The organism is Streptomyces crystallinus, assembly GCF_039521265.1.
Lineage (GTDB): Bacteria > Actinomycetota > Actinomycetes > Streptomycetales > Streptomycetaceae > Streptomyces > Streptomyces crystallinus.
Genome location: NZ_BAAACA010000005.1, coordinates 119,935 through 146,762, shown reverse-complemented (window position 1 = coordinate 146,762; position 26,828 = coordinate 119,935). Strand labels below are relative to the sequence as shown.

12 protein-coding genes are annotated in these 26,828 nt (G+C 71.1%); 4 read left to right on the top strand and 8 right to left on the bottom strand.

Features of this window, described 5'->3' with window-relative positions:
* Positions 1-35 precede the first annotated feature (35 nt).
* From ABD236_RS03560 to glgP, 5 genes are all read right to left on the bottom strand, one after another.
* On the bottom strand, positions 36-917 hold the full coding sequence (locus ABD236_RS03560; RefSeq protein WP_344069971.1) for a hypothetical protein: 882 nt from the start codon (positions 915-917) through the stop codon (positions 36-38).
* The gene (locus ABD236_RS03555) at positions 910-11,577 is read right to left on the bottom strand and encodes a LamG-like jellyroll fold domain-containing protein (RefSeq protein WP_344069969.1); all 10,668 of its coding nucleotides are present in this window, start codon (positions 11,575-11,577) and stop codon (positions 910-912) included. Before ABD236_RS03555 ends, ABD236_RS03560 begins: the two co-directional genes overlap by 8 nt.
* A 236-nt stretch (positions 11,578-11,813) precedes the next feature.
* Positions 11,814-12,446 carry a type 1 periplasmic-binding domain-containing protein gene (locus ABD236_RS03550; protein WP_344069967.1) on the bottom strand — a complete coding sequence of 211 codons (633 nt, stop codon included), beginning with the start codon at positions 12,444-12,446 and terminating at the stop codon, positions 11,814-11,816.
* Entirely contained in the window at positions 12,443-12,802 is a 360-nt protein-coding gene (locus ABD236_RS03545; RefSeq protein ID WP_344069965.1) for a hypothetical protein, read from the bottom strand. The genes ABD236_RS03550 and ABD236_RS03545 overlap by 4 nt, the downstream gene beginning before the upstream one ends.
* A 67-nt stretch (positions 12,803-12,869) precedes the next feature.
* On the bottom strand, positions 12,870-15,497 hold the full coding sequence (gene glgP / locus ABD236_RS03540) for an alpha-glucan family phosphorylase (RefSeq protein WP_344069963.1): 2,628 nt from the start codon (positions 15,495-15,497) through the stop codon (positions 12,870-12,872).
* 410 nt (positions 15,498-15,907) lie between these two features.
* Between glgP and ABD236_RS03535 the strand changes: the two genes are divergently transcribed.
* The 4 genes from ABD236_RS03535 to glgB all read left to right on the top strand — a co-directional run bounded on the left by ABD236_RS03535 (position 15,908) and on the right by glgB (position 23,613).
* Entirely contained in the window at positions 15,908-17,992 is a 2,085-nt protein-coding gene (locus ABD236_RS03535) for an alpha-1,4-glucan--maltose-1-phosphate maltosyltransferase (protein WP_344069961.1), read from the top strand.
* Positions 17,989-19,698, top strand: coding sequence for a maltose alpha-D-glucosyltransferase (gene treS, locus ABD236_RS03530; RefSeq protein ID WP_344069959.1), 1,710 nt, complete (start codon positions 17,989-17,991; stop codon positions 19,696-19,698). The genes ABD236_RS03535 and treS overlap by 4 nt, the downstream gene beginning before the upstream one ends.
* Before the next feature lie 211 nt (positions 19,699-19,909).
* Entirely contained in the window at positions 19,910-21,253 is a 1,344-nt protein-coding gene (locus tag ABD236_RS03525) for a maltokinase N-terminal cap-like domain-containing protein (RefSeq protein ID WP_344069957.1), read from the top strand.
* 35 nt (positions 21,254-21,288) lie between these two features.
* Positions 21,289-23,613: a 1,4-alpha-glucan branching enzyme gene (gene glgB, locus ABD236_RS03520; protein ID WP_425543809.1), complete on the top strand. Its 2,325-nt coding sequence runs from the start codon at positions 21,289-21,291 to the stop codon at positions 23,611-23,613.
* On the opposite strand, the gene ABD236_RS03515 is transcribed toward glgB, so the two are convergent.
* From ABD236_RS03515 to ABD236_RS03505, 3 genes are all read right to left on the bottom strand, one after another.
* Positions 23,558-25,834 carry a HelD family protein gene (locus tag ABD236_RS03515; RefSeq protein WP_344069955.1) on the bottom strand — a complete coding sequence of 759 codons (2,277 nt, stop codon included), beginning with the start codon at positions 25,832-25,834 and terminating at the stop codon, positions 23,558-23,560. The genes glgB and ABD236_RS03515 overlap by 56 nt on opposite strands.
* Positions 25,835-25,983: 149 nt before the next feature.
* The gene (trxA, locus tag ABD236_RS03510) at positions 25,984-26,319 is read right to left on the bottom strand and encodes a thioredoxin (protein ID WP_344069953.1); all 336 of its coding nucleotides are present in this window, start codon (positions 26,317-26,319) and stop codon (positions 25,984-25,986) included.
* Positions 26,320-26,346: 27 nt separating this feature from the next.
* Positions 26,347-26,784, bottom strand: a complete 438-nt coding sequence (locus tag ABD236_RS03505; RefSeq protein ID WP_344069951.1) for a MerR family transcriptional regulator — start codon at positions 26,782-26,784, stop codon at positions 26,347-26,349.
* Positions 26,785-26,828 lie beyond the last annotated feature (44 nt).

Below are 26,828 nucleotides of genomic sequence, written 5' to 3'. Positions count from 1 at the left end.
CGCCCGGCCCCGCCGCTGGGCGGGGCCGGACCCGATCACCAGGGCTCGCCGGTGGGGACCGGGGCCGCGACGAACGCCCGGCCCTCGACGACCGAGCCGTCCGCCCGCCGCGGGTCGACGAGCACCCGGTCGGCGCCCGCCCGGCGCAGCAGCCCCGCCACGTACTCCCCGTCGCCGCCCCAGACACAGACGAAGGCGGGGTTCTCGAAGTACGTCCGGTCCGCGTCGTCCATGCCCGGCAGGTGCACAGAGTCGCCGACGGCGACCCGTACCCCGGCCGGTGCGGTGGCGCCCGCCCGTACATAGGCGTCCTTGACCGCGTCGTCGACGACCAGCACGTAGTCGGCCGTCGCCTCCTCGGACAGGGCGCGCGTGACGGCGTGCGCGTACTCCTGGGCGATCTCCTGCGAGAGCGCCGCCATCGACGCGTACTCCGCCTCGTCGCCGAGCCGGGCCGCGCGCAGCCACAGCTGCTCCTCGCGCGAGCGGAACCAACCGGGCTCCCGGGTGGGGATCCTGCTGCGGCCCAGCTGCCAGTCGACGTGACCGGCGTAGCGGTCGACCTCCTCCCGCAGCCGGGCGAGGAACTTGCCGCCCGGGTTGCCCCCGAGACCCCAGGCGCAGTGGCTCAGGATCGCGGCCGCCTGGTACGGGTAGTACGCCTCCCCGGTCGGGGTCTCGTCCACCGTGTCCAGCGCCTCGTCGACGAGGCTCTCCAGCGCGGCGACGTCCCGGGGGGACGGCGGGGTGGCCGCCCACCCCTGGGCCGCCCCGACGGCCGGGCGGTACCCCGAGGGCACCGCCCGGTTCCACCAGGCGGAGACGTCCAACAGGGCGAGTGGGGCGAACCGGGCGACGGCCAGCCGGGCCACCTGGTCGGATTCGCCGTCACTCAGCGAGTTGAGAACCTCAGCCACACCCACAGTCACTCCTGAACGAGAAGCCCCGGTGTCCGTACGGATACCGCTGCCGGACGGCGCCGTCCAGCATGAACACCACGCGCTGTCGCCACAGCGTGGGACCGCCCACATGACCGTCGGCACTGCGGATGGCGTTCTCGCAGAACGGGCAGACGTTCCGGCTCACACCGCCGTCCACCTTAGTCCAGCCGTTCTTGTCGATGTGTTCCATGGCGTTGGTCTCGGCGTGGAGGTTCGGGTTGTTGACCGCGGCCTCCTCGCCGTCGCGCAGCATGTTGCGCTGCGCCTGCGACAGACCGTCGCCGTTGGCGGCGACCACGTCCACGTAGTCGGGCTTCTCCGCGGTACCGCGGTTCGCCCGGATGATCGCGACCGTGCCGTTCTTGACCGCCCGCTTGCCCGCCTTGGTGCCGTCGTCGAGGGCCTTGTTGATCTCGATCGCGCGGTCCCGCAGCTCGGGGTTGCAGTTGTGGACCAGGAGCTCGGCGTCACCGGCGACCACGTAGTACGTGTGCAGCCCGTCGACCGTGAGGTCGTAGGTGACCTGGTGGTCGCTGTAGCCACGGGCCTGGGTGACCCGCGCGTCCGAGCCGTCGGCCGTCTGGACCCGGTCTCCCGCCTTGAGGTCCTGCGCCCGCGTCCACTCGCCGGTGGTGGCGTTGTAGATCTGGTGCAGGGCGGTGGTGTGGAGGGTCTTGGAGCCTTCCTTCGTCGCGATGGTCACCGCGACGAAGTCGCGGTCGTGGGTGGTGACATGGAGCTCGGTGACGCGGTGCGCCTCCTGCCCCTTCTTGCCGGTCTTGCCGGGCTCGGCGGTCAGGACGTAGTCCCCGACCTTCACCTGGCTGATGGCCTTGGTCGCGCCGCCGGCCAGCACCACGGACGTGGCACCGGTGAAGCTGTGGCAGGCGCCCTTGCTCATCTTGCCCGCCGCGGCACCGAAGATCCCGCCGGTGGCCGCGCCGATCGCGGTGGCCTTGGCCACGCCGCTGACGCTGCAGCCCTCCTCGCTCACGCCGCAGGTGACGCCGTAGCTGGCGGCGCCTTCGGCCATGCCGCCGACCGCGCCCTGGATGCCGCCGCGGATCGCGTTGCTGGCGATACCGCCGAGCAGCCGGCTCGCGGCGCCGGCCGCGAGACCGCCCGCCGCACCACCGATGACACCGGTGACCGCGCCGAGCGCCGCGGCTCCCAGGAACCCGTTCAGGGTCTTGGGCCCGTCACTCATGGCATAGCCGACGGCGTTGGCCGCCGCTCCGGCGAGAGCGGCGCACCCGATGGCTCCGGCGCCCGCCGTCAGTGCCGTGCATCCGGCGAACACCGCGATGCCGGTGGCCACGGAGGCGATCGTCGAGGCGTGTTGCTTGACGAAGTTGGCTGTCGCCTTGGCCGCCTTCTTGACGGCTCTGCCGACCTTCTTCGCCGCCCTGACGACCTTGTGCGCCACGTGCTTGACGGCCTTGGCGACCGCCTTGACGGCCCGCTTGACGTGCCGGACGACCTTGTGGACGTACTTCTTGACGCGCTTGTAGGTCCTCTTGACGTATCTCTTGACCCTCTTGACGGCGTCATGGACGTAGTGGACCGCCTTGCGGACCGCGTGCTTGATCTTGTGGACCGCCTTCTTGACGGCCTTCTTGATCTTCTTCGCGGCCTTCTTGACGGCCTTGGCGACGTGCTTGACGGCCTTCTTGGTCTTGTGCCAAGCGGACTTGGCGACGTGCTTGACCTTCTTCTTGAACTTCTTCCAGGCGCCGCCGAAGCTCCAGTGACCGGTCGGGTCGGTCATGGTCATCGGGTTCTGGTCGCCGTAGGCGAACTTGTTGGCGCCGACCGAGTCCGGCAGCGCGTCCAGGTTCACCGTGTCGCGGCTGTTGAACTGGCCGGTCTGCGGCGAGTACCAGCGGGCCGCCATGTTGACCTTGGCGGTCTCCGGGTCGGTCCAGCCGGACTGGTAGCCCAGCCGGCCCAGCATCGTCGAGGTCTGCAGCACCTCACCGAAGGGCGAGTACGTCGTCGAGCCGGTCAGCGCCTCCCCGGACGCCGTGAACTGGGCGATGACGTCGCTGTGCAGATCGGTCATGGCCAGCGCCGACTGCGTGCCGCTCCTGACCCCGAGCAGCGAGCCGTCGGCGTCGCGGCTGTAGGTGGACGAGCCGTCCGAGGCGACGTCGTTGCCGGCGCCGCTGTACTGGAAGCTGAACACCGGTCCCGTGCCGGGGTCGCTCGCGCTGAGCACCCGGTCCAGACCGTCGTACGTGTAGGTGCGGTCCCCCTCACTGATCACCCGGTTGAAGGCGTCGGCCTTCACGTCGGTCTGCTTGCCGGCCTCGTCCGTGGTCGTGCTCATCGTGCCGCGGGCCGAGTAGGTGTACGTGTTGTGCCCGTCGGAGGTGAGCTCGTTGCGGGCGTCGTAGGTGTAGGTGTCACCGCCCACGCGCGTCCGGTTGCCGGAGGCGTCGTAGCCGTAGCTCTCCGTCGTCGTCCCGTTGTTCCAGGACGACAGGCGGTTCGCCCAGTCGTAGGTGTACGTGTTGGCGGAGGCGCCCGCGACCCCGGTCGTCGTCTTCGACGTCTCGTTGCCGTTCTCGTCGTACCCGTAGCTCACCGAGGCAAGGGTCTTGCCGGTCGGGGAGGTCAGGGTGTCCGACTTGAGCTGCTCCAGGGCGTCGTAGCCGAAGGCCCGCTTGGCCTTGCCGGTGCCGTAGTCGATCGACTTGACGTTGCTGTTGACGTCGTAGCCGTAGGTCAGCGTCGACCCGGTGACCGCGTCGTTGACCGTGGAGAGCCGACCCGCGCTGTCATAGCCGTAGGTGGACGTGCCCGAGGCGTCGGTGCGCGAGGTCAGTCCGCCGTCGCCGTTGTAGGCGAAGGAGGAACTGCCCGAGGGGCCCGTGGTCGACAGCAGCTGGCCGCGGTCGTCGTAGCCGAAGGTGTCCTTTCCGGTGTCCGAGTCGGTCCCGGTCACCGCCACCAGCCGGTCGTCCGCGTCATAGCTGTAGCTGTGATCGACGGTCGCGGCCTCGGCGCCGGTGCCGGTCTGCCGGGTGAGCCGGCTCTTGGCGTCGTACTCGTTGGTGACGTTGACGCCGCCGGGCGAGCGCTGCTCCTTCACCCGGCCGTTGGCGTCGTACACCGTGGTGAAGGTGCGGTCGGCCGCCGCCGGGTGGGCCGGGGTCGACGGCTCGATCTGCGCCTCGGGCAGACCCCACGAGTTGTAGGTCTTGATGAAGGCGTTGCCGCGGCCGTCGGTGAACCGGGTCGCGTTGCCCGCGGCGTCGTATCCGAAGGACGTGGTGATGGACTCGGTCGCGGAGACCGGCTGCACCGCCTGGGTGACCAGACCCGTCGGGTCCACCGTGAACGTGGTGGTGTGCCCGCGGAAGTCCTTCGTGGTGAGCGGATTGCCCATCCGGTCGTAGGTGGAGCTGGAGGTGCGCAGCACGGCGCCGGTGGCGTCCAGGTCACTGATCGCGGTGAGCCTGCCGAACCCGTCGTACGTGTTCTTGGTGCTCGTCCCGTCCGGATCCGTGGACGTCAGCATCTGACCGTCCTGATCGTACGTGAACCGCGTCGTGTTGTTCGCCCCGTCCGTGGTGGACGTGACCTCGCCGAGCGCGTTGTACCCGTAGGACTGGCTCACCCCGGTGGGGCTGACCACCTTGGACAGCTGCTGGCCCGGCGCGTCGTAGTAGTTGATCGCCGTGAACGCCCGCTGGGTGGGCTGGCGGACGATGTCCGTGTTGGTGAGCTCGCGGCCCAGGTAGTCGAAGGTCGCCTCCTGGCGTGCGCCGTTGGGACGCGTCGCCGAGAGCTGGTCGCCGTTGGTGTCGTAGGTGTACTTGGTGGTGTCGCCGCCCGGCTCCTTCACCGACGCCAGGTCGCCCAGCTGGGTGTAGGTGTACTCGGTGCGGTTGCCCAGCGGGTCGACCTCCGCGGAGACCTGGCCGAGGTGGTTGTACTCGTTCCAGGACACCGACTTGATCGGCGCCGTGGCGCCCGGCGGGGTGTAGTCGGGAAGCGTGGTGGACGCCTCCTGGCCCTCCCCGTCGTAGGCGGTCACCGTGACGTTGCCGAGCGGGTCCGAGGTCTCGGTCTGCTCGCCGAAGGTGTTGTAGCCGGTGAGCGTGACCGGGCGGACCGACGACGGGGTGCCGCCGTTCTGCTCGGCGTTGACCGCCGGCTCGGTGACGCTGGTCTGCTGGCCCGACTCGTCGTAGCCGTAGTCGGTGGTGACACCGTTGGCGTCGGTCGTCGAGAGCGGCATGCCGCGCTGGTCGAGCTTCCAGCTGGTGGTGCGGACCGAGCTGCCCGTGGCGGGCAGCGTCTTGCCGTACACGCCGGAGACCTGCGTGGCGGTCAGCGCCTCGCCGTAGACCTGGACGTCGGCGAGGGAGCCCTTGTGGTACTCGCCCTGCGTGCCCGCGGACATACGGCGGCCGATCTGGAGCGGGCCGGTGGCTTCCCAGGAGCCGCTGTAGGGGGTGGTCGCCTTCAGCGCGCCGTTGACGTACAGCCGGATCTCCCCGGCCGTGGCGTCGTAGACACCCGTCAGATGCGTCCAGGTGTTGGCCGTGACCGCCGCCGTACCGGAGGTGGCGCGGGCCAGCGTGGGGCTCGCGACATCGCCGGAGGTGCGGTTGAAGGACCAGCCGTACGCCGTCGAGTAGTACAGCTGGAAGCCGTGGTCGGCCTTGCCGTCCTGCGAGACGAACGTGTGGTTGGCGGTGGTGTCGGCCAGCTTCACCCAGGTCGAGACGGAGAAGCTGCCGTTGGTGTTGACGGCCGGTCCTGTGCCCTGGCCGTACGCGTTCGCGGTGCCGTCGAAGACCGCGCTGCCGCCCTGCTCGGTGGAGCGGGTGACGCCGGAGCCGAAGGTGACCTTGTTGTTGCCGCCCGAGGAGTCCGCCGCGTTGGTGCCGCTGGTCTCGTTCAGCTTCCAGCGGCCCACCGGCGCGGTGGTGCCGTCGTGGACGACCGTGCCGGTGACGTTGCCGAGCGCGTCGTAGCGCGTGTCGGTGGTGCTGGTGTCGCCGGTCGGGTCGTAGTCCGTCTCGGACACGACGTTGTCGTCCGGGTCGTAGCTGACCTTGTTGGTCCGGGCCAGGCCGCCCGGGTCCATCGTCGTCGACGTCGTACGGTCGGCCGCGTCCACCATGAACGAGGTGGTCGTGGTGCCGTCGTTGGTGACCTGCTTGGTGAGGTTGCCCGCGGCGTCGTAGGTGTTGGCCTGCTCGGTGAACGACTTGTTGTTCTGCGGGTCCCTGCGGACCACGGTCGCCGAGAGGCCGTCGTCGGTGTAGGTGTACTCGGTCACCCAGCCCATCGCGTCGGTGATCGACGCGAGACGTCCGGCCGGGTCGTAGGCCCGCGACTCCTGCACCAGCTTGGTGGGAGCGGAGGGGCTGTTGGGGTCACCGGTGTAGTTGAGCAGGCTGGTGGTGAGCGGCCTGCCCTCGGCGTCGAAGGTGTACTCGTTGACGTTCCCGACCGGGTCCGTCTCCTTGACCTTGTTGCCGTAGACGTCGTACTCGAACGCCGTGACGTCGCCGCCCGGGTCCGTCCGGGTCGCGACCCGGTTGTAGGCGTCGTACGTCATCGAGGTGACCCGCGAGGCGTCACCGCCGGTGGCGTCCGCGACCGTCTGGGACTGGACGTTGCCGTCCGGGTCGTAGACGGTCGTCGACTTGGCCTGGTGCACCGCGCCGGTGACCCGGTTGGTGACCTTCGGGCTGATCTCCGAGATGACCTGGTCGTCCTTGTCGTACGCCAGCGTGGTCGTCAGACCCGCCGGGTAGGAGTCGGAGATCTCGGTCTTGGTGATCTGGCGGCCCAGGTTGTCGTACGTGTACTTCACCGAGGCGCCGTTGGCGTCGGTGATCTGCGCCAGGTCGCCGTTCTTGAAGTAGCTGTACGAGGTGGTGCGCCCGCCGGGCGTGCGCACCGAGGCCACCAGACCGGCCGGGGTGTAGTTGGTGCCGCCCTCGGCCGCCACCGTGGTCGCCGTGGTGTAGGTGGTGGACGCGGTACGGCCCGCGGGCGAACCCGGCACCGGCGGGGTGGTCACCGAGGTGATGTTCCCGGCCGTGTCATAGCTGTAGCTGGTGAGGTAGGTGTTGTCGGTGGGTCCGGAGGAACGGCCGTCGCGCTCGGTGAGCATCAGGTCGTTGCGCGCGTCCATCGTCGGGAAGAGCGTGGTCGCGTCCGGGTAGTACGTGTAGTACTCGGTGGCGCAGGTGTTGGCCGCCGTGTTCTGGCAGCTGGTCGTGGAGACCGTGTTGCCGCGCACGTCGTGGCCGGTCACCGAGCGGTTTCCGTTGGCGTCCGTCACCGTGTGCAGGAAGCCCGAGGTGTCGTAGCCGTAGGTGGTGCGCTGCCCGTTGGTGTCGACCGCCGCGAGCAGGCGGTTGCCGAGCTCCGCGTCGTACACGTAGGTCAGCTTCTTGTCGGTCGGGTCGGTCAGCTTGACCGTGCGGACCGGGGCGGTGCCCGTCGACGACTTGGCGGCCGAGTAGTGGCGGCCGACCTCGTCCTCGGTCAGCGGCGCGTCGTAGAACGCGACCTCGGCGAGCGAGCCGTCGAAGTAGCTGACGTCGGAGGGCGAGCTGATCCAGCCCTTGGTGAAGCCCGCGCCCAGGAAGGTGCGGGTGGTCGTCTGGTCGGCGGCGGCGCCGGTGTAGTCGGCCTGCTTCTCACCGTCCAGGTAGAGCGTCTGGGTGGTGCCGGACGCCGAGAGGACCGCGTGGTGCCAGGCGTTGTCGGTGACCGTCGCCTTGGAGCCGAAGTCGGTCGTGCCGCTGCCGCTGGCGCTCCACCAGTGGCCGCGCAGCTTGCCGTCCGCGCCCACGTACATCAGCGGTGAGTAGGCCGCGCCCGCGCCCGCCGGGTCGTTGGGGACCCGGGCCTGGTCGGCCGCGATCACACCGGGCTTGGCGGTGCGGAACCACAGCTCGATCGCCCGGTTGCCGGAGCGGTGCAGCGGGGCGTAGGGCAGCTCGGCGAACGAGGTGGAGCCGTCGAAGTCCACCGCCGTCGCGTCGTCGGGCCCGAACGGACCCTCCGCGCCCTGGGTGACCGTGTTGTACGTGCCGAGCCCGGTGTGCACCTCGTTGGCGGCCTGGGCCGCGCCCTGGACGTCACCGAGACGCCAGTACCCGGAGGGGGCGGCGCCCATCACCGAGGAGCGGTAGACCTGCGAGGAGCCGGTGACGGTGGCCGGGTTGAGCTTCCAGGTGCCGCCGTCGCCGTCCACGGCCTGGGTGACGGTGTCGTCGGCGGTGGAGTAGGTGACGGAGCTCTGGGTCTTGCCGTTCGGCGTGGTGATCTTGTTGAGCAGTCCGGCCGGCCGGGTCGCCGCCTGGTACTGCGCGGTGATGACGTCCTGGCTCAGCGGCTCGGAGTAGATCGCCGCCTCGGCGAGCTGGCCACTGAAGTGGCCGAGCGGGTCGGCCGCGTTCATGTTCGGCCAGCCGTCGGTGTTCACACCGGCGCCCAGCGTCAGATAGGGCTGCGCCCAGTCGTTGATGGTGCCGGACTTGGTGCCCTGGGCGACGCCGTCGAGGTAGAGCGACATGGTGGTGGCGGCGCCGGTGAGGACGGCCTGGTGCCACTTGTTGTCATTGACGGCGGCGGCGGAGACGATCGTGGTGTTGCAGCCGGGCGACGAGGCGAAGCAGCCGTGCAGCTTGCCGTCGGTGCCGACGTAGACCGCCGGGGTGTTGTGGGTCGTGGTGCCCACCGGGTCGGGGTCGCTCAGCGGCTTGTCGCCGTAGTAGAAGAGGACACCGCCCGCCTGGGAGGTCTTGAACCAGAGCGAGACCGAGGCGTACGAGGGGGTCGCGCCCGGGGCGCTGGGTATCTCCACATAGCTGCTGGTGCCGTTGAACGACGCCGTGGGCTGGGTGGACCCGGCGAGCACGCCCGTGCCGCCGGTGGTCACGTTGTGGTAGATGCCGTTGTACTTGCCCTGGTTGAGGTCGACCGCGTCCTTGGCCACCCCGTCACCGGCCGCCTCGCCGAGGCGCCAGTACGCGAACGGGTCCTCGTCCAGGACCGTGGTGCGGTAGTGGTTGCCGGTGGCGTAGCCGTAGGTGATGCACTTGGTCCAGTCCGCGGGCGGGCAGACCGAGGTGAGCTGGTCACCGGTGTAGCCGTACTTCCAGGTCTGCGCGGTGTTGGCGTCGCTGGGGTCGGACGGGTCGGTGGCGACCGTGGCGACGTGCGCGGCGGTGGCGCCCGCGGGGGTCTGCCAGCTGAGGCTCAGCGAACGGTTGGACGTGGTGTTCGTGATCTTGGTCAGCTGGTTGCCGGTGTAGAAAAACGTTTCGCCACGGTTTGCGAAGTCCGTGATGGACTTGATCGCGTACACCCCGGCCCGGGCCGTGGCCTGGGTGAAGGAGTAGGTGGTGAAGTCCTTGTCGACCAGCGTGTAGCCGCCACCGGTGACGGTCTGGAAGCGGGCGTAGCGGCCCAGCGGGGGCACGAAGGTGCCGTCGCTGTTGCGGCCGAAGGCGACCTGCTCACCGCCGGGGTAGGTGATCACCACGCTGGTGATGGCGCCGGAGCCGTCCTTGACCTCGGCGGCCTTCATGTCCGCGATGGTCGCCCAGCCCGCGCCGAACGCGCTGTCCTGGCGCGGGTCGAGGCTGTTGTAGGAGCGCTCGATCGACAGGGACGGCCCGGTGACCTCGACGTCCGCGTCGGTGTCGTCGGTGGTGTAGTTGCCGTCGCTCGGGTCGAACTCATGGCCGTCGGTGTTCTGGGACAGGCCCGAGGTCACCGGCGGCTGCGGCACGGCGGTGGTGAACCGGCTGTCGTAGGTGACCGAGTTGGTGCCGTCGCTCACCGTGGCGAACCACAGGTAGTTCTTGCTCCACTGGAGCTTGCCGGCCGGGATCGCCCAGGCGCCCTTGGTCAGGGTGCCGGAGCTGACCACGGCGGTCTGGCTGGCGGAGTCCGCGTCGAAGACGTCGAAGGAGTACGACAGCGGGCTCGGGCCCTTGTCCGCGTCGGTCGCGTAGACCGTGAGCTCCGGGCGGAGCGTGTTGGCCTGGTAGTTGGCCGGCGGGAACTGGGCGTTGACCTGCGGGGCGACGTTCGCCGTGTAGGTCAGGTCCAGCGCCGGGCGGAAGCCCGCGGTGGTGGAGTTGTCCGAGTGGAACTTCTTCCAGTGCAGCATGTCACTGGTGATCGCGGTCATCGCGAGGCCGTAGTTGGCACCGCCGCCCGCGACCGTGTTGAACCAGCTGGTGTTGAGCGGCACGGGCATCTTCACGCCCACGCTCGTGGAACTGGAGGAGTTGGAGCAGGACGCGCCGGGCGCCACGGTCGCCGAGCCGATGGCCGCGCCATAGGTCGGGCCGGGGTAGCTGGTGACCGTGGACGGCGTCCAGGCCTGGGTGACCGGGTGGACGTTGAACGGCTCGGCGGTGCAGGTCGAGGACCAGATCGCGTACACGTTCAGGGTCGCGGCGGTGACCTTCTGGCCGGCCAGCGTGGTGCCCAGCGAGGAGAACTGGAGGAAGGAGTTCGCCTTGTTGGTGCCCGAGTCGTAGGACCCCACCTTGATCATGTTCTCGGTGGAGTGGTCCCCGCCGATGGTGTTCTGGGTGTAGGTCGAGTTGCTGGCCGTCACCGTCGGGTCGACGGTGACCGGGAAGACCCGCTTCGGATCGTTCAGCCAGGTGCGGTCGGCGGTCATCCGCAGCGCGGGCTTGCCGTCCAGGGTGGTGAGCTCATAGCTGACCGCGCGGGACTGGGCGGCGTCGCCCGAGCGCGGGTCGATCTTCGAGTCCTCCATGAAGGCGTGCGGCACGGTCGCCGTCACCTTGCCGTCGGCGTCGGTGAACACCACGTCGCCGTTCTCGGCGACCTTCGGGGTGAGCCCCTCGGTCCTCAGCGGGAAGACCCAGGAGGTCGGCGCGTCCTTCGACCGCAGGACGATCCGCTCCTTGAACCCCTCGGTCAGCGGCGAGAGCTTGAGGTCGGTGTCCTTGAGGACGTTCTTGTACGTGGCGGTGGAGTCGCCGTCGACCACCGGCTCGCTCTTGGCGGCGCCGTGCAGTCCGTACGCCAGCGAGCGCCCGGAGCCGAAGCCCACCGAGGCGAGCTCGGGGGCGGCGGCGTCCGGCGCGAAGGCGACGCCGAGCGAGTTGGCGTTCTCGACCAGCCGGCCGCCCTTCTCCTCGCGCAGCTTGGTGTCGATCTGCTTCCAGCTGCCGTCGGCGCCCTTGAAGTTGGAGCGGCCGGTGTAGTGGCGCACCGTGGTGGAACCGTCGGCGTTGGTGAAGAAGTCCGAGGTCGCCGTCGACTTCTTGGCGTCGCGCCTGCTGGTGCGCGCGTCGAAGCTCTTGGCGCCGCCGGCCGCCTTGCCGGTCCTGGTCAGCTCGGCCTTGTCCTCGGGTCTGCGGTACTCGTCGAGCTCGCCCTTGCCCTTGCCGGGTCTGTGGCCGTTGCCGCCCTTGGCCCGGGTCTGCTTGGCGGCGGCGGTGTGGCTCTTGCCCTTGGCCGTACCGCTCTGCTGGTCCGGGGTGTCCAGCGGGGACTTGTTCGCCCACTCCCACAGACCGGACAGGGACCACCTGGGCATCGACAGCCGGGGCAGCGTCGCCCCCGTGGCCTCCGCCGTCTCCGTGGTGAGCATGAAGGAGAAAGCCAACAGGACCAGGAGAGCGACTCTCCTGGTCCTGCGGCGCCCGGGACTACCGGGTGGGAACAACAGACGGGATGTTCGAGCCCATCGAGCACGCATTGAGGCAGCCTTTACTTACGCGAGGCTTACAGAAGACAAAGCCTCGTGATCGTGCCTCACGTTTTTGGAAGGGTTGCTTCCACCCCTTGATCCTTTAGCATTTCTTTGCCATGTCCATGCGGCGCGGAACACCAAATTCCGGGCTATCCGGGTGTATTGACGCCCTGCTTCACCGCGCGGGCGACATCCTCACGCACTCCGTCCCCCTGCTTCACGGCCGTCACATTGCCCGCCGCGGCCTGCCCGCCGACCACCACGAAGCGGACCTTGGGGTGCGCCTTGGCCGCCGCCTCGGCCGCGGCCACCGGGGCCTTGCCGACCGCCACGACGACGTCGCAGGAGCGCTGGATGAGGCTGTTGACGAACGGGGTGGCGTTGGCGGCGGTCTGCTCGCCCGTCACCGGGACGAAGTTGACCCGGGCGTGGGTGGTCTGCGAGGCGTCCTGGAGGCCCGCCCAGACCGGCGCGCCCTCGGTGCCCTCGGTGACGCCCTTGTCCCCGGTGAGCAGACAGGCGTCCACGTTCTTGTACTGCCGGGCCCGCGGGTCCGGCGGCCCCGGCTTGTCGTCCTTGTCCAGCAGCGGGACCAGGACCGCGGCGAGCACGAGCGCCGCCGCCACGCCCACGGCGATCCAGACCTCGCGCCGGTGGGCCCGCGCGAACGCGGTGAGCCGGGCGAACCTCAGCCGGTACCGCGCGTATCTGCCCTGCTTGTCCTGCTCCTCCCGGGCGGCCTTCGCCGCCTGGGCCTGACGTACCTGCTTGACCTGCTTCACGCGCTCTTGCCGTTCTCGTCGTTCGGGGACTGCCGGGCCGTCGGCCACGCCTTCCAGGCGTGCGCGGCCGCTCCGGCCGTGGACAGCCCGAGGAGCAGCACATCGGCCGCGAACCGCATGCCATGGGTGGTGTCCGGGGTGGTCGCCAGCTGGATCACCCAGGACACCCACACCGCGCTGAAGACCGCGAAGGCGACCCAGTCGGCGCTCCGGTGCCGCCGCACGGCGATGACCAGCGACGGCACCGGGCACAGCAGCCCGAGGGAGGCGAAGGGCAGCAGGGCGAGGCCCGCGCGCGCCGCCCAGGTCCCATACGGACGTAGGGGACGAGCAGCGACATTCTCGGCAGGATTCACAATCGGACCTCGCAGTTCCGTACGGGGCGCATGGCAGCGGCCGACGTACGGTACAACCCCTTCGTCCTCAGCGCATCAGCACCCCCGCCCCCTCCCCCGTCGCCTCGGTCGGGAGCGCGACCAGTCCGAGATCGGCGCCGTCGGCGAGGAGGCGGTGGGCCGGGAGCACCCGGACCGTGTAGCCGTAGGGGCCGGTGCGGTCCAGGGCGAGCGGGCCCTCGTACACCCAGCGGCCCTCCAGGTCGGGGCCGCCCGCGGGCTTCAGGGCGACCGTGCGGGCCTCCGCGAGGGTGTCGGCGGCGTCCACCCGCCCGGCGACCGCCTGCACCTCCACATCGTCCGGCTGGAGCCCGCCGAGCCCGGCCCGCACCCGCAGGGCGAGCGTGGAGCCGAGCTCCGCGTGGCCGTTCACGGCCGTCGCGGAGACCGCCTCCACATGGTCGACGGCCACCTGCGGCCAGGCCGCCCGCACCCGGACCTTCCAGGCCGCCAGCTCCCGGGCCACCTCCGGCTCCAGCTCGCGGTGGGCCCGGGCGGCCGGCGCGTACAGCCGCTCCACGTACTCGCGCACCATCCGCCCCGCCAGCACCTTGGGGCCGAGCGAGGAGAGGGTCTCGCGGACCATCTCGATCCAGCGGCCGGGCAGCCCGTCCGCGCCCCGGTCGTAGAAGCGCGGCGCCACCCGGTCCTCGATCAGGTCGTACAGCGCGGTCGCCTCCAGCTGGTCCCTGCGGTCCTCGTCGGTGGCGGAGCCGTCGGCGGTGGGGATGGCCCAGCCGAAGTCCGGCTCGAACCACTCGTCCCACCAGCCGTCCAGGACGGAGAGGTTCAGACACCCGTTGAGGGCGGCCTTCATCCCGCTGGTCCCGCACGCCTCCAGGGGACGCAGCGGGTTGTTCAGCCACACGTCGCAGCCCGGGTAGAGCTTCTTGGCCATCGCCATCCCGTAGTCGGGCAGGAAGACGATGCGGTGGCGCACCCGGGGGTCGTCGGCGAACCGCACCAGCTCCTGGACCAGCCGCTTGCCGCTGTCGTCGGCGGGGTGCGCCTTGCCCGCCACCACGATCTGCACCGGCCGGGTCGGATGCAGCAGCAGCTCCATCAGCCGGTCGCGGTCGCGCAGCATCAGGGTGAGCCGCTTGTACGAGGGCACGCGGCGGGCGAAGCCGATGGTCAGGACGTCGGGGTCGAGCACCCCGTCCACCCAGCCGAGCTCGGCCGTACCGGCCCCCCGGGTGCGCCACGAGGCGTACAGCCGCTCGCGCACCTCCAGCACCAGCTGCTCGCGCAGTTCGCGCCTCAGCTCCCAGATCTCGTTGTCGGGGATGTCGGCGACCGCGTCCCAGCGCGGCGAGCCGCCCACGGTCAGCGCGTCCTCGGCGCGCCCGGCGCCGATCTGCCGGGCGCCCAGCCGGAACACCTCGGGCGCCACCCAGGTCGGCGCGTGCACCCCGTTGGTGACGGAGGTGATCGGCACCTCGGAGGGGTCGAAGCCCGGCCAGAGCCCGGCGAACATCTCCCGGCTGACCTCGCCGTGCAGGGTGGAGACGCCGTTGGCGCGCTGGGCCAGGCGCAGTCCCATCACGGCCATGTTGAAGAGGTTGGGCTCACCGCCCGGGTAGGTCTCCATGCCGAGCTGGAGGATCCGGGAGACGTCGACGCCGGGCAGTTCGCCGTCGTCGCCGAGGTGGTGGGCGACCAGCTCGCGGTCGAAGCGGTCGATTCCGGCCGGGACCGGGGTGTGGGTGGTGAAGACGGTCCCGGCCCGTACCGACTCCAGGGCCGCGTCGAACTCCAGCCCCTCCCCGGCGAGTTCACGGATCCGCTCCAGGCCGAGGAAACCCGCGTGACCCTCGTTGGTGTGGAAGACCTCGGGGGCCGGATGCCCGGTGATCCGGCAGTACGCGCGCACCGCCCGCACCCCGCCGATGCCCAGCAGCATCTCCTGGAGCAGCCGGTGCTCGCTGCCGCCCCCGTACAGCCGGTCGGTGACGTCGCGCTCGCCCGGCCCGTTCTCCTCCACGTCGGAGTCGAGCATCAGGAGCGGCACCCGGCCGACCTGGGCGACCCACACGACCGCGTGCAGCGCACGGCCGCCGGGCAGGTGCAGCGCGATCCGGGCGGGTTCGCCGTCGGCCTCGCGCAGCAGCGCCAGCGGCAGTTCGTTGGGGTCGAGGACGGGATAGTGCTCCTGCTGCCAGCCGTCGCGCGAGAGCGACTGGCGGAAGTAGCCGTGCCGGTAGAGGAGGCCGACCCCGATCAGCGGCACGCCGAGGTCGCTCGCGGACTTCAGATGGTCGCCCGCCAGGATGCCGAGCCCGCCCGAGTACTGCGGCAGGGCGGCGGTGATCCCGAACTCCGGCGAGAAGTAGCCGACCGCGCGCGGCAGCCCCTCGGGCTGCTCCTGGTACCACCGCCGCCCGCCCAGATAGTCGGCGAGGTCGTCGGCGCAGGCGGTCAGGGCGCGGACGAAGCGGCGGTCCTCGGCCAGCGCGGCGAGCCGCGCGGCGGAGACCGACCCCAGCAGGCGCACGGGGTCCTCCTGGGCCGCCCGCCATCCCTCGGGGTCGACGGACCGGAACAGTTCTCTGGTCTCGGGATGCCAGGACCAGCGCAGATTGCGGGCCAGCTCGCTCAGCGGCCGCAGGGGCTCGGGGAGGACGGGGCGCACGGTGAACCGACGGATTGCCTTCACGTGTTCCACCTTCGCAGGGGATGTGGGCAACAGGAGGGACGTACAGCTCTGTTCGACTGTCCTTCACTCTCGAAGGTAGTGGGCGGGCGCCCCGCGCCACCACGGCGCGCGGAGGCGAGCGCCCCCGGCGAGTGCCCCCCGGCCGCGTCGCGGTGACGGATGCGCACGAACGTACGTACGGACGCACGGGTGGCCCCTGGGCCACCTCCCGCCCCAACTGAACTTGTGGGTAGGCAAATTCTGGCCCGCGCCGCCGAAAGACCGGGCCGATTCCTTGTCTGAACCGTTACGCGCAGGTAGTTAACAAACTGCCGGAATGCCCACTCGTAGCCTGTGGAAGGCTCCACCGGTAGGACGTCCGTCTGTGCAACCGCTGACCGCCACCCGAGTGAACGCGGACAGGAGCGGCGATGCCCGCAGCCCGTCAAACGTCAACGGAGCAGTTACAAAGAGCAGACCCCGCCACGCCCCGTACCCACCAGCCACCAGGTGAGCCCGTGAATCTGCCGATCGGCCGTATCCCCGTCCTGGACGTCCGCCCCGCCGTCGACTGCGGCCGAAGGCCGGCGAAGGCGGTGGCGGGCGAGACCTTCTGGGTCACCGCCACCGTCTTCCGAGAAGGCCATGACGCGGTCGCCGCCAATGTGGTGCTGCGCGACCCGCGCGGGCGGCCGGGGCCGTGGACGCCGATGCGCGAGCTGGCGCCCGGCAGCGACCGCTGGGGCGCCGAGGTCACCCCGACGGCCGAAGGGCACTGGTCGTATACGGTCGAGGCGTGGAGCGACCCGGTGGCCACCTGGCGCCGGCACGCGGGGATCAAGATCCCGGCGGGTCAGGACACCGAGCTGGTCCTGGCGGAGGGCGCGGCGCTGTACGAGCGGGCCGCGCGCGGGGTGCCGAAGACCAAGGGGCGCGAGGCGGTGCTGGCCGCCGTGGACGCGCTGCGCGACACCTCCCGCCCGGCGGCGGCCCGGCTCGCCGCGGCGCTGACCCCCGAGGCGCGGGCGGCCCTGGACCGCTCTCCGCTGCGCGAACTGGTCAGCTCCAGTGAGCCGTTGCCGCTGCTGGTCGAGCGCGAGCGGGCGCTCTACGGGTCGTGGTACGAGCTGTTCCCGCGCTCCGAGGGGGCGGTGGTCGAGCCCGGGCAGCCGCCGGTCAGCGGCACCTTCCGGACCGCCGCCGAGCGGCTGCCCGCGGTCGCCGCGATGGGCTTCGACGTCGTCTATCTGCCGCCCGTGCACCCCATCGGCACCACCTTCCGCAAGGGCCCCAACAACAGCCTCTCGGCCGCGCCCGGCGACGTGGGCGTGCCCTGGGCGATCGGCTCGCCGGACGGCGGGCACGACGCGGTCCACCCGGACCTGGGCACCCTCGAGGACTTCGACCACTTCGTGCGCACGGCCCGCGACCTGCGCATGGAGGTCGCCCTGGACTTCGCGCTCCAGTGCTCGCCGGACCACCCCTGGGTGGACAAGCACCCCGAGTGGTTCCACCACCGGGCCGACGGCACCATCGCGTACGCCGAGAACCCGCCCAAGAAGTACCAGGACATCTATCCGGTCGCCTTCGACGCGGACATGCCGGGCCTGGTCGCGGAGACCGTGCGGATCCTGCGGTTCTGGATGGACCACGGGGTGCGGATCTTCCGGGTGGACAACCCGCACACCAAGCCGGTGGTGTTCTGGGAGCAGGTGCTCGCCGAGGTCAACGGCAGCGACCCGGACGTGGTGTTCCTGGCCGAGGCGTTCACCCGTCCCGCGATGATGCACACCCTGGCCCGGATCGGCTTCCAGCAGTCGTACACGTACTTCACCTGGCGCAACACCAAGCAGGAGCTGACCGACTACCTCACCGAGCTGACGGGCGACGCGGCCGCGTACATGCGCCCCAACTTCTTCGTGAACACACCGGACATCCTGCACGCCTACCTCCAGCACGGCGGCCGGCCCGCCTTCGAGGTGCGCGCGGTGCTCGCCGCGACGCTCTCGCCCAGCTGGGGTGTGTACGCGGGCTACGAGCTCTGTGAGAACACGGCGCTGCACGACGGCAGCGAGGAGTACCTGAACTCGGAGAAGTACGAGCTGCGGCCCCGCGACTGGGAGGCGGCCGAGCGCTCGGGCCGCTCCCTGGCCCCCCTGCTGACCTCGCTCAACCGGATCCGCCGGCGCCACCCGGCGCTGCGGCAGCTGCGCTCGCTGCACTTCCACCACACCGACAACGACGCGGTGCTGGCGTACAGCAAGCGCTCGGGTTCGAACACCGTTGTGGTGGTCGCCAACCTCGACCCCCACCACACCCAGGAGGCCACGGTCTCGTTGGACATGCCGGAACTCGGCCTCTCGTGGCACGAGTCCGTCCCGGTGCGCGACGAGCTCACCGGTGAGACCTACCACTGGGGCAGGGCCAACTACGTGCGTCTGGAGCCGGGCCGCGCTCCCGCGCACATCCTGGTCCTGCGACCGTCCCCGCCGATCGGAGGGTCACCCACACCATGATCGTCAACGAGCCCGTCCACGACACCTTCGAGGACACTCCCGCCAAGGACCGCGATCCCGAGTGGTTCAAGCGGGCCGTCTTCTACGAGGTGCTCGTGCGGTCCTTCCAGGACAGCAACGGCGACGGCGTAGGGGATCTCAAGGGCATCACCGCCAAGCTCGACTACCTGCAGTGGCTGGGGGTGGACTGCCTCTGGCTGCCACCCTTCTTCAAGTCCCCGCTGCGGGACGGCGGTTACGACGTCTCGGACTACACCGCGGTGCTCCCGGAGTTCGGCGACCTCGCCGACTTCGTGGAGTTCGTGGACGCCGCCCACCAGCGCGGCATGCGCGTGATCATCGACTTCGTGATGAACCACACCAGCGACCAGCACCCGTGGTTCCAGGAGTCGCGCAAGGACCCCGCCGGTCAGTACGGCGACTACTACGTCTGGGCCGACAACGACAAGCAGTTCCAGGACGCCCGGATCATCTTCGTCGACACCGAGACCTCCAACTGGACCTTCGACCCCGTCCGCAAGCAGTACTACTGGCACCGCTTCTTCTCCCACCAGCCGGACCTCAACTACGAGAACCCGGCCGTCCAGGACGAGATCCTGGCCGCGCTGCGGTTCTGGCTGGACCTGGGCATCGACGGCTTCCGCCTCGACGCCGTCCCGTACCTGTACCAGGAGGAGGGCACCAACTGCGAGAACCTGCCCGCGACCCACGACTTCCTCAAGCGGGTCCGGGCCGAGATCGACGCGAGCTACCCGGACACCGTGCTGCTCGCCGAGGCCAACCAGTGGCCGGAGGACGTCGTCGACTACTTCGGCGACTACGCGGCGGGCGGCGACGAGTGCCACATGGCGTTCCACTTCCCCGTGATGCCGCGCATCTTCATGGCCGTGCGCCGCGAGAGCCGCTACCCGGTCTCCGAGGTGCTCGCCAAGACCCCGGCCATCCCCAAGACCTGCCAGTGGGGCATCTTCCTGCGCAACCACGACGAGCTGACCCTCGAAATGGTCACGGACGAAGAGCGCGACTACATGTACGCGGAGTACGCCAAGGACCCCCGGATGCGCGCCAACATCGGCATCCGGCGCCGCCTCGCCTCCCTGCTCGACAACGACCGCAACCAGATCGAGCTGTTCACGGCCCTGCTGCTGTCGCTGCCCGGCTCGCCGATCCTCTACTACGGGGACGAGATCGGCATGGGCGACAACATCTGGCTGGGTGACCGGGACGCCGTACGGACCCCCATGCAGTGGACGCCCGACCGCAACGCGGGCTTCTCGTCCTGCGATCCAGGACGCCTCTTCCTTCCCACGATCATGGACCCGGTCTACGGCTACCAGGTGACCAACGTCGAGGCCGCGATGGCCTCGCCGTCGTCCCTGCTGCACTGGACCCGCCGGATGATCGAGATCCGCAAGCAGAACCCCGCTTTCGGTCTCGGCTCGTACACCGAGCTCCCCTCCTCCAACCCGGCGGTCCTGGCGTTCCTGCGGGAGCACAACGACGACCTCGTGCTCTGCGTGAACAACTTCTCGCGGTTCGCCCAGCCCACCGAGCTGGATCTGCGGGCCTTCGCCGGGGCCCATCCGGTGGAGCTGATCGGCGGGGTGCGCTTCCCGGCCATCGGCCAGTGGCCGTATCTGCTCACCCTCGCGGGGCACGGCTTCTACTGGTTCCGGCTGCGCAAGGACTGCATCGTGATCGGCTGAACCCACCCGGTCCGGGGGCGCTTTCGAGCCGCCCCCGGGCCTGCCCGGACGGGCCGGTTTCCTCCGGCCCGCCCGGGGCACTCTCCTCAGCGACGCTCCGGACCGCTCCCAGTGGCCTACCGGACGCTCCGCGCGCCGCCGGACAGCCAATGCCGCAATCCGGGACACTCTGCGCACACCTGCTGTGAGCCCGGGGAAAGGACGCGCTGCCATGCCCAAGGCCGCACCCACCCTGACTCCTGTCGCGCTGCTGCCCTCGCTGGCGCCGCTGCTGCACGAATGGCTCCCCAGACAGCGCTGGTTCGCGGGCAAGGGCCGCCCGGTCACCGGCTTCTCGCTGGTCTCGGTCACCGAGCTGCTCCCCGGCACCCTGCACCTGCTGGTGCGGGCCGAGCAGAACGGCGCCGCCCCCGAGGCCGGCCCGGGCGATGTGTACCAGCTGCTCCTTGGCGTACGGAAGGTGCTGCCGCCGCCGCTCGCCCCCGCGCTCGTCGGCCACGCCACCGACGGACCGCTGATGGGGCAGACCGTCTACGACGCCCTCCAGGACCCGCAGGTGGCCGCGCTGCTCCTGGAGCGGCTGCGCACCCCGGGCCGGCTCGGGCCGCTGCGGTTCGGCTGCGACGCGGACATTCCCGTCCCGGGCGGGCTCGCGCCGCGTCTGCTCGCCGCCGAGCAGTCCAACTCCTCGCTGGTGTACGGCGATACGTTCATCCTCAAGGTATTCCGCCGGATCCACTTCGGGGTCAACCCCGACCTGGAGCTTCCGCTGGTCCTGGCCCGGCACGGGTGCGCCCGGGTGCCCGCGCCCGCCGCCTGGATCCGGACCGACCGGCCCCAGGACGCCACGCTCGCCGTGCTCCAGCCGTATCTGCGCGACTCCGAGGACGGCTGGCAGCTGGCGCTGCGCGCGCTCGCCGACCGGCGCGGCTTCACCCGGGAGGCGCACGCGCTGGGCCGGGCCACCGCCGAGGTGCACACCGCGCTCGCCGACGCGCTGCCGGTGGTCACCCTCGGCCGCGCCCAGACCGAGCTGCTGGCGGCCGCGATGCACGAGCGCCTGGAGGCCGCCGCGCAGGCGGTGCCGACGCTGCTGCCGTATGTGCCCGGGCTGCGCGCCGCGTTCGACGCGGTGACCCGGGTGGCCGCGTCCCGGCCCGCCCAGCGCGTCCACGGCGATCTGCACCTGGGCCAGACCCTGCGGACCGGCGGCGGCGACTGGGCGGTCATCGACTTCGAGGGCGAGCCCGCCCGGCCGCTGGCCGAGCGCCGCCGCCCGCAGCCGCCGGTGCGCGACGTCGCCGGGATGCTGCGCTCCTTCGACTACGCGGCCCGCACCCAGCTGCCCTGGCGCCCCGAGTGGGCCGAGTCCTGCCGGGACGCCTACTGCTCGGGCTACGCCGAGGCCGCGGGCACCGACCCGCGCGACGAACCCGAGCTGCTGCGCGCCTACGAGACCGACAAGGCGGTGTACGAGGTGCTCTACGAGGCCCGGCACCGCCCCGACTGGCTCGCCGTCCCGATGGCGGCGGTCCGCCGACTGGCCCAGGACTGACCCCGACCCCGCACCACCCCGAGGAGGCCGTACCCGTGACCGCCCGCCCGCCCACCGGCGACCGCCCGCAGCACCCCGCCCCTTCCCGGTCCGGCCGGCCGAAGCCGTCGCCGACGACGGACGCGCCGCCGAAGCCGTCGAAGCCGAAGCGCGGCGGGAGCGGCGGCGTGCGGGCCGCGCGGCCGCTCGCCGCCGAGGACCGCGCCCGGCTGCTCGCCGGGGCCCACCACGACCCGCACGCCCTGCTTGGCGCCCACCCGGTCCGCGGCGGCGTCGCCTTCCGGGTGCTGCGCCCGTACGCGCGGGCCGTCACCGTCGTCACCGACGGGCTGCGCACCGAGCTGCGCGACGAGGGCGACGGCCTGTTCTCCGGGGTGCTGGCGCTGACCGAGGTCCCCGCGTACTCGCTGCTCGTCACCTATGACGACACCGAGCTGGAGGCCGAGGACCCGTACCGCTTCCTGCCGGCGCTCGGCGACCTCGATCTGCATCTGATCGGCGAGGGCCGCCACGAGGAGCTGTGGACCGCGCTCGGCGCGCGCCCGATGACCCACCAGGGCGTGGCCGGCACCCGGTTCACCGTCTGGGCCCCCAACGCCCTCGGCGTCCGGGTCACCGGCGACTTCTGCTACTGGGACGGCACCGCCTACCCGATGCGCTCGCTCGGCTCCACCGGCGTGTGGGAGCTGTTCCTGCCGGGCGTCGGCGACGGGACGCTCTACAAGTTCGACATCACCCGCCCCGACGGCTCGCACACCCTGCGGGCCGACCCGATGGCCCGGCGCACCGAGGTGCCGCCCATGACCGCGTCGATCGTCACCGAGTCGCGCCATGTGTGGGGCGACGATCAGTGGATGGCGGCGCGCGGCGACCGGCCCGTCCACGAGTCGCCGTTCTCGGTGTACGAGGTGCACCTGGCCTCCTGGCGCCCGCGTCTGACGTACCGCCAGCTCGCCGAGCAGCTCCCGGCGTACGTACGCGACCTGGGCTTCACCCATGTCGAGTTCCTGCCGGTGGCCGAGCACCCCTTCGGCGGCTCCTGGGGCTACCAGGTGACCGGCTTCTACGCCCCCACCGCCCGGATGGGCACCCCGGACGACTTCCGCTTCCTGGTGGACGCGCTGCACCGGGCCGGGATCGGGGTGATCGTCGACTGGGTGCCCGCGCACTTCCCCAAGGACGACTGGGCGCTGGCCCGCTTCGACGGGCGGCCGCTGTACGAGCACGAGGACCCGGCGCGCGCCGAGCACCCCGACTGGGGCACGCTGGAGTTCGACTACGGCCGCAAGGAGGTCCGCAACTTCCTGGTCGCCAACGCCACGTACTGGTGCGAGGAGTTCCACATCGACGGGCTGCGGGTGGACGCGGTCGCCTCGATGCTCTACCTCGACTACTCGCGCGAGGACGGCGAGTGGTCGCCCAACGAGCACGGCGGCCGGGAGAACCTGGACGCGGTGGCCTTCCTCCAGGAGATGAACGCCACCGTCTACCGCCGCTGCCCGGCCGTGATCACCATCGCCGAGGAGTCCACCGCGTGGGACGGCGTGACGCGCGCGACCCACCACGTCGGCCCCGGCGGCTTCGGCGGCCTCGGCTTCGGCCTGAAGTGGAACATGGGCTGGATGCACGACTCGCTGGGCTACGCGGCCAAGGAGCCGGTGCACCGCAAGTACCACCACCACGAGATGACCTTCTCGATGGTGTACGCGTACAGCGAGAACTACGTCCTGCCGATCTCCCACGACGAGGTCGTCCACGGCAAGCGCGCGCTGGTCTCCAAGATGCCCGGCGACTGGTGGCAGCGGCGCGCCACCCACCGCGCCTACCTCGGCTTCATGTGGGCGCACCCCGGCAAGCAGCTCCTCTTCATGGGGCAGGAGTTCGCCCAGGGCGCGGAGTGGTCGGAGACCACCGGACCCGACTGGTGGCTGCTCGACCCGTCGTACTCGGCCGAGCCCGACCACCGGGGCGTCCGGGACCTGGTCCGCGACCTGAACACCGTCTACCGCGACACCCCGCCGCTGTGGCAGCGCGACACCGACCCGGCCGGCTTCGCGTGGGTGGCGGGCGACGCGGCGGAGGACAACGTCTTCGCCTTCCTGCGCCACGACGCCTCGGGCGCCCCGCTGCTCGCCGTCTCCCACTTCTCCCCGGTGGTCCGCCACGACTACCGCCTGGGCGTCCCCGAGACCGTCTCCGCCTGGACGGAGGTCCTCAACACGGACGCCGCGCGCTACGGCGGCGGCGACATCCGCAACGAGGACGCCCTCAAGCCCGAGACCGTCCCCAGCCACGGGCGGCCCGTCAGTCTGACCCTGACGCTGCCGCCGCTGGCCACGGTGTGGCTGCGGCCGGCGTGAGCGCCTGCGCCAGCGCGTCGGGCAGCGGCGCCGAGTGCAGCACGCCGAGCCGCTGGGTGGCGCGGGTCAGCGCCACGTACAGATCGCTCACCCCGTACTCGGCGGGCTCCACCACCAGGACCGTGTCGAACTCCAGGCCCTTGGCCTGACGCGGGTCGAGCAGGACCACCGGGCGGGTCAGATCGGGCTCGCCCGGCGGGACGTCCGGGAGCGCGGCGTGCAGCGCCGGGTGCCAGGTGCGCGGCGCGATCACCGCGAGGCGCCCCGCCTCGGGCGTCTCCTGCTTCACCGCCTCCGCGACCGCCTGCGCCAGCGCGTGCGGCGCCGCCTCGCGCGCCCAGGGCCGCACCCCCGTGGCCCGCACCGAGCTGGGCGGCTCGAACGACGGGTCCACCGCCCGGCAGACCCGCGCCGCCACCTCCATGATCTCGGCGGGCGTACGGTAGTTGACCCCCAGGCGTACGTGCTCCCAGCGGTCCTCCACGTACGGCTGGAGGATCCGCTGCCAGGAGCCGACGCCCGCCGCCTCGGCGGTCTGGGCGGGGTCGCCGACCAGGGTGAGCGAGCGGGTCGGGCAGCGGCGCATCAGCAGCCGCCAGGCCATCGCGGACAGCTCCTGCGCCTCGTCCACGACGATGTGGCCGAACGCCCAGGTGCGGTCGGCGGCGGCGCGCTCGGCGGCGCTGCGGTGGTCGGCCTCCTCGTGGCGCTCGGCGAACCGCTCGGCGTCGATGATGTCGTGCGCCGCGAGCACCTCGGACTCCTCGTCCTCGAACTCGAAGCTCTCCGATCCGGCGGAGAGGTCGAGGACGCCCTGCGCGTACGCGATCCGGTCCTGGCGCTCGGCCTCGGCGGCGGCGCGGGCGGCCGAGTCGTCCTCGCCGAGGAGCTCGGCGGCCTCGTCGAGCAGCGGCACGTCGGCGGGCGTCCAGCCGCCACCCTCGCGGCGGATCAGCTCGGCGTCGGCCTCGTCCAGATGGACGGGCTCGGCCAGGAAGTCGGCGACGAACCCCTGCGGCGTCAGCGTGGGCCAGAACTCCTCGATGGCGGCGTGCACCTCCCGACTGGTGGCGATCTCCTTGCCGAGCTGGGCGAGGTCGTCGGGGCCCAGCAGGTTCTCGCCGCCGAAGGGGTCGGCGCCGATGCGCTCGGCGAGCTGCGCGGTGAGCGCGTCGATGACGTGGAAGGCGAAGTGCGGCCGGGCCAGGTTGTGCGGCAGCCCGCTCTCCCGGGCCCGCCAGCGGGCGTCCTCGGCCATGGCCCGGTCGAGGCTGAGCGTGCCGTAGCCCTCGTGCTCGATCTCGAAGGCGGTGTGCGGGACGGTCTGCCGGTCGCGTACGGCCTTGGCGAGCACCTCGGCCATCTCGGCCCGGCCCTTGACCTCGGCGGCGGCCGGGGTGTCGGTCCCCTCGGCGCGTACGCCCGGGAAGAGCTCGCCCATGGTGGCGAGCAGCACGCCGGTCTCGCCGAGCGCGGGCAGCACCTCGCCGATGTACCCGAGGAAGGCCGGGTTGGGGCCGACGATCAGCACGGCGCGCCGGGCCAGCTGCTCGCGGTACGCGTACAGCAGATACGCCGCCCGGTGCAGCGCGACCGCCGTCTTGCCGGTGCCGGGCCCGCCCTCGACGACGAGCACACCGCGCTGCGGAGCCCGGATGATCCGGTCCTGCTCGGCCTGGATGGTCTGCACGATGTCGTGCATCCGCCCGGTGCGGGCCGCGTCCAGGGCCGCGAGCAGCACGGCGTCGGCGTCCGCGCCCTCGTGCCCGGTGCGGGCCGCGTCGGTGAGGTCGAGGATCTCGTCGTGCAGCGCGGTGACCGTACGCGCCTGGGTGGTGAGGTGCCGCCTGCGCCGCAGACCCATCGGGGTGTACCCGGTGGCGAGATAGAACGGCCGCGCCACATCGGCCCGCCAGTCGACGACAAGGGGCGTGCGTTCCGCGTCCGCACGCCGGATGCCGATGCGGCCGATGTGGTGGGAGCGGCCGTCGGAGAAGTCGAGCCGGCCGAAACACAGTCCGTTCTCGCCGCCGTCGAGCGCGCTGAGCAGCCCGGACTGCTCGGCCACCAGCACATCGCGCTCGAGCCGCGCCTGAAGACCGGTCCCGACCTGCGCCAGGGCGCTCCGCACCGAGGCCTCGGCCTGGCCGCGCAGGTCTTCGAGGCGCGCGTAGAGGCCGTCGACGAATTGCTGTTCTTTCCGAATTTCCTCGGTTGACAATTCCGCTCCTGACGCGATACAGTGCTTTCTGTAAGGGCTTATCGGTGTGTTCTTTTCAGCGCACACACGAAGAACCCAATATACGCAGAGAAAAACCCCGGCCGCAATATCGGACCGGGGCTTTTGGTTTGTCTGGCGCTTATCGCTTCCTACAGGACGTCTTCCAGCTCCTGCATCAGCCGGCGCTTGGGCCGCGCCCCCACCATGGACTTCACGGGCTCGCCGGCCCGGAAGACCATGAGCGTGGGCATCGACAGCACCCCGTACGTGAGGGTGGTCTGCGGGTCCTTGTCCACGTCCAGCTGCACCACCTTGAGCCGGTCGCCCTCCTCGAAGGCGATCTGGCTCAGCACCGGCGCGAGCTGCCGGCACGACCCGCACCACTCGGCGGTGAACTCCACGAGCACGGGCAGATTCGCGTCCAGCACCTCCGCCGCGAAGGTCGCGTCCGTCACCACATCCACACCCACTGCCTGAACACTCATCCCAACCCCTCCGTCATCCGTCATCCGTCATTCCGCCGTTCCGCCACCGGTCATTCCGGTCAGCTCGCACCCGGGAGCCCCGGGCACCAGCGAACCGGCCTCCAGCTCGGCGCGCGCAGTCTCCGCCCGGGCCAACTGCGCGCCGACCTGGTCGCGTACGGACTGGAGCTGCCCGATGAGCCCGTCGAGCTCGGCCAGCTTGCGCCGGTACACGGCGAGCGAGGCGGGACAGGTGTCCCCCGCCTCGTGGCCGGCCCGCAGACACTCCACGAACGGCCGCGTCTCCTCCAGCTCGAACCCGAAGTCCTGAAGGGTCCGTATCTGCTGAAGCAGCCGCAGGTCGTCCTCGTCGTACGCCCGGTACCCGTTCCCCGCCCGCCGCGCGGTCAGCAGCCCGCGGGACTCGTAGTAACGCAGCGCACGGGTGGTGGTCCCGGCCCGTGCGGCCAACTCGCCGATTCGCATGGGTCGACGGTAATCATTGACGCGGACGTCAAGGCAAGCGTTTT

Excerpts from the sequence above, each read along its gene's own strand:
- ABD236_RS03535 (WP_344069961.1), top strand. The coding sequence starts at position 15,908 with ATGCCCGCAGCCCGTCAAACGTCAACGGAGCAGTTACAAAGAGCAGAC.
- treS (WP_344069959.1), top strand. The coding sequence starts at position 17,989 with ATGATCGTCAACGAGCCCGTCCACGACACCTTCGAGGACACTCCCGCC.
- trxA (WP_344069953.1), bottom strand. The coding sequence starts at position 26,319 with ATGAGTGTTCAGGCAGTGGGTGTGGATGTGGTGACGGACGCGACCTTC.
- ABD236_RS03525 (WP_344069957.1), top strand. The coding sequence starts at position 19,910 with ATGCCCAAGGCCGCACCCACCCTGACTCCTGTCGCGCTGCTGCCCTCG.
- ABD236_RS03505 (WP_344069951.1), bottom strand. The coding sequence starts at position 26,784 with ATGCGAATCGGCGAGTTGGCCGCACGGGCCGGGACCACCACCCGTGCG.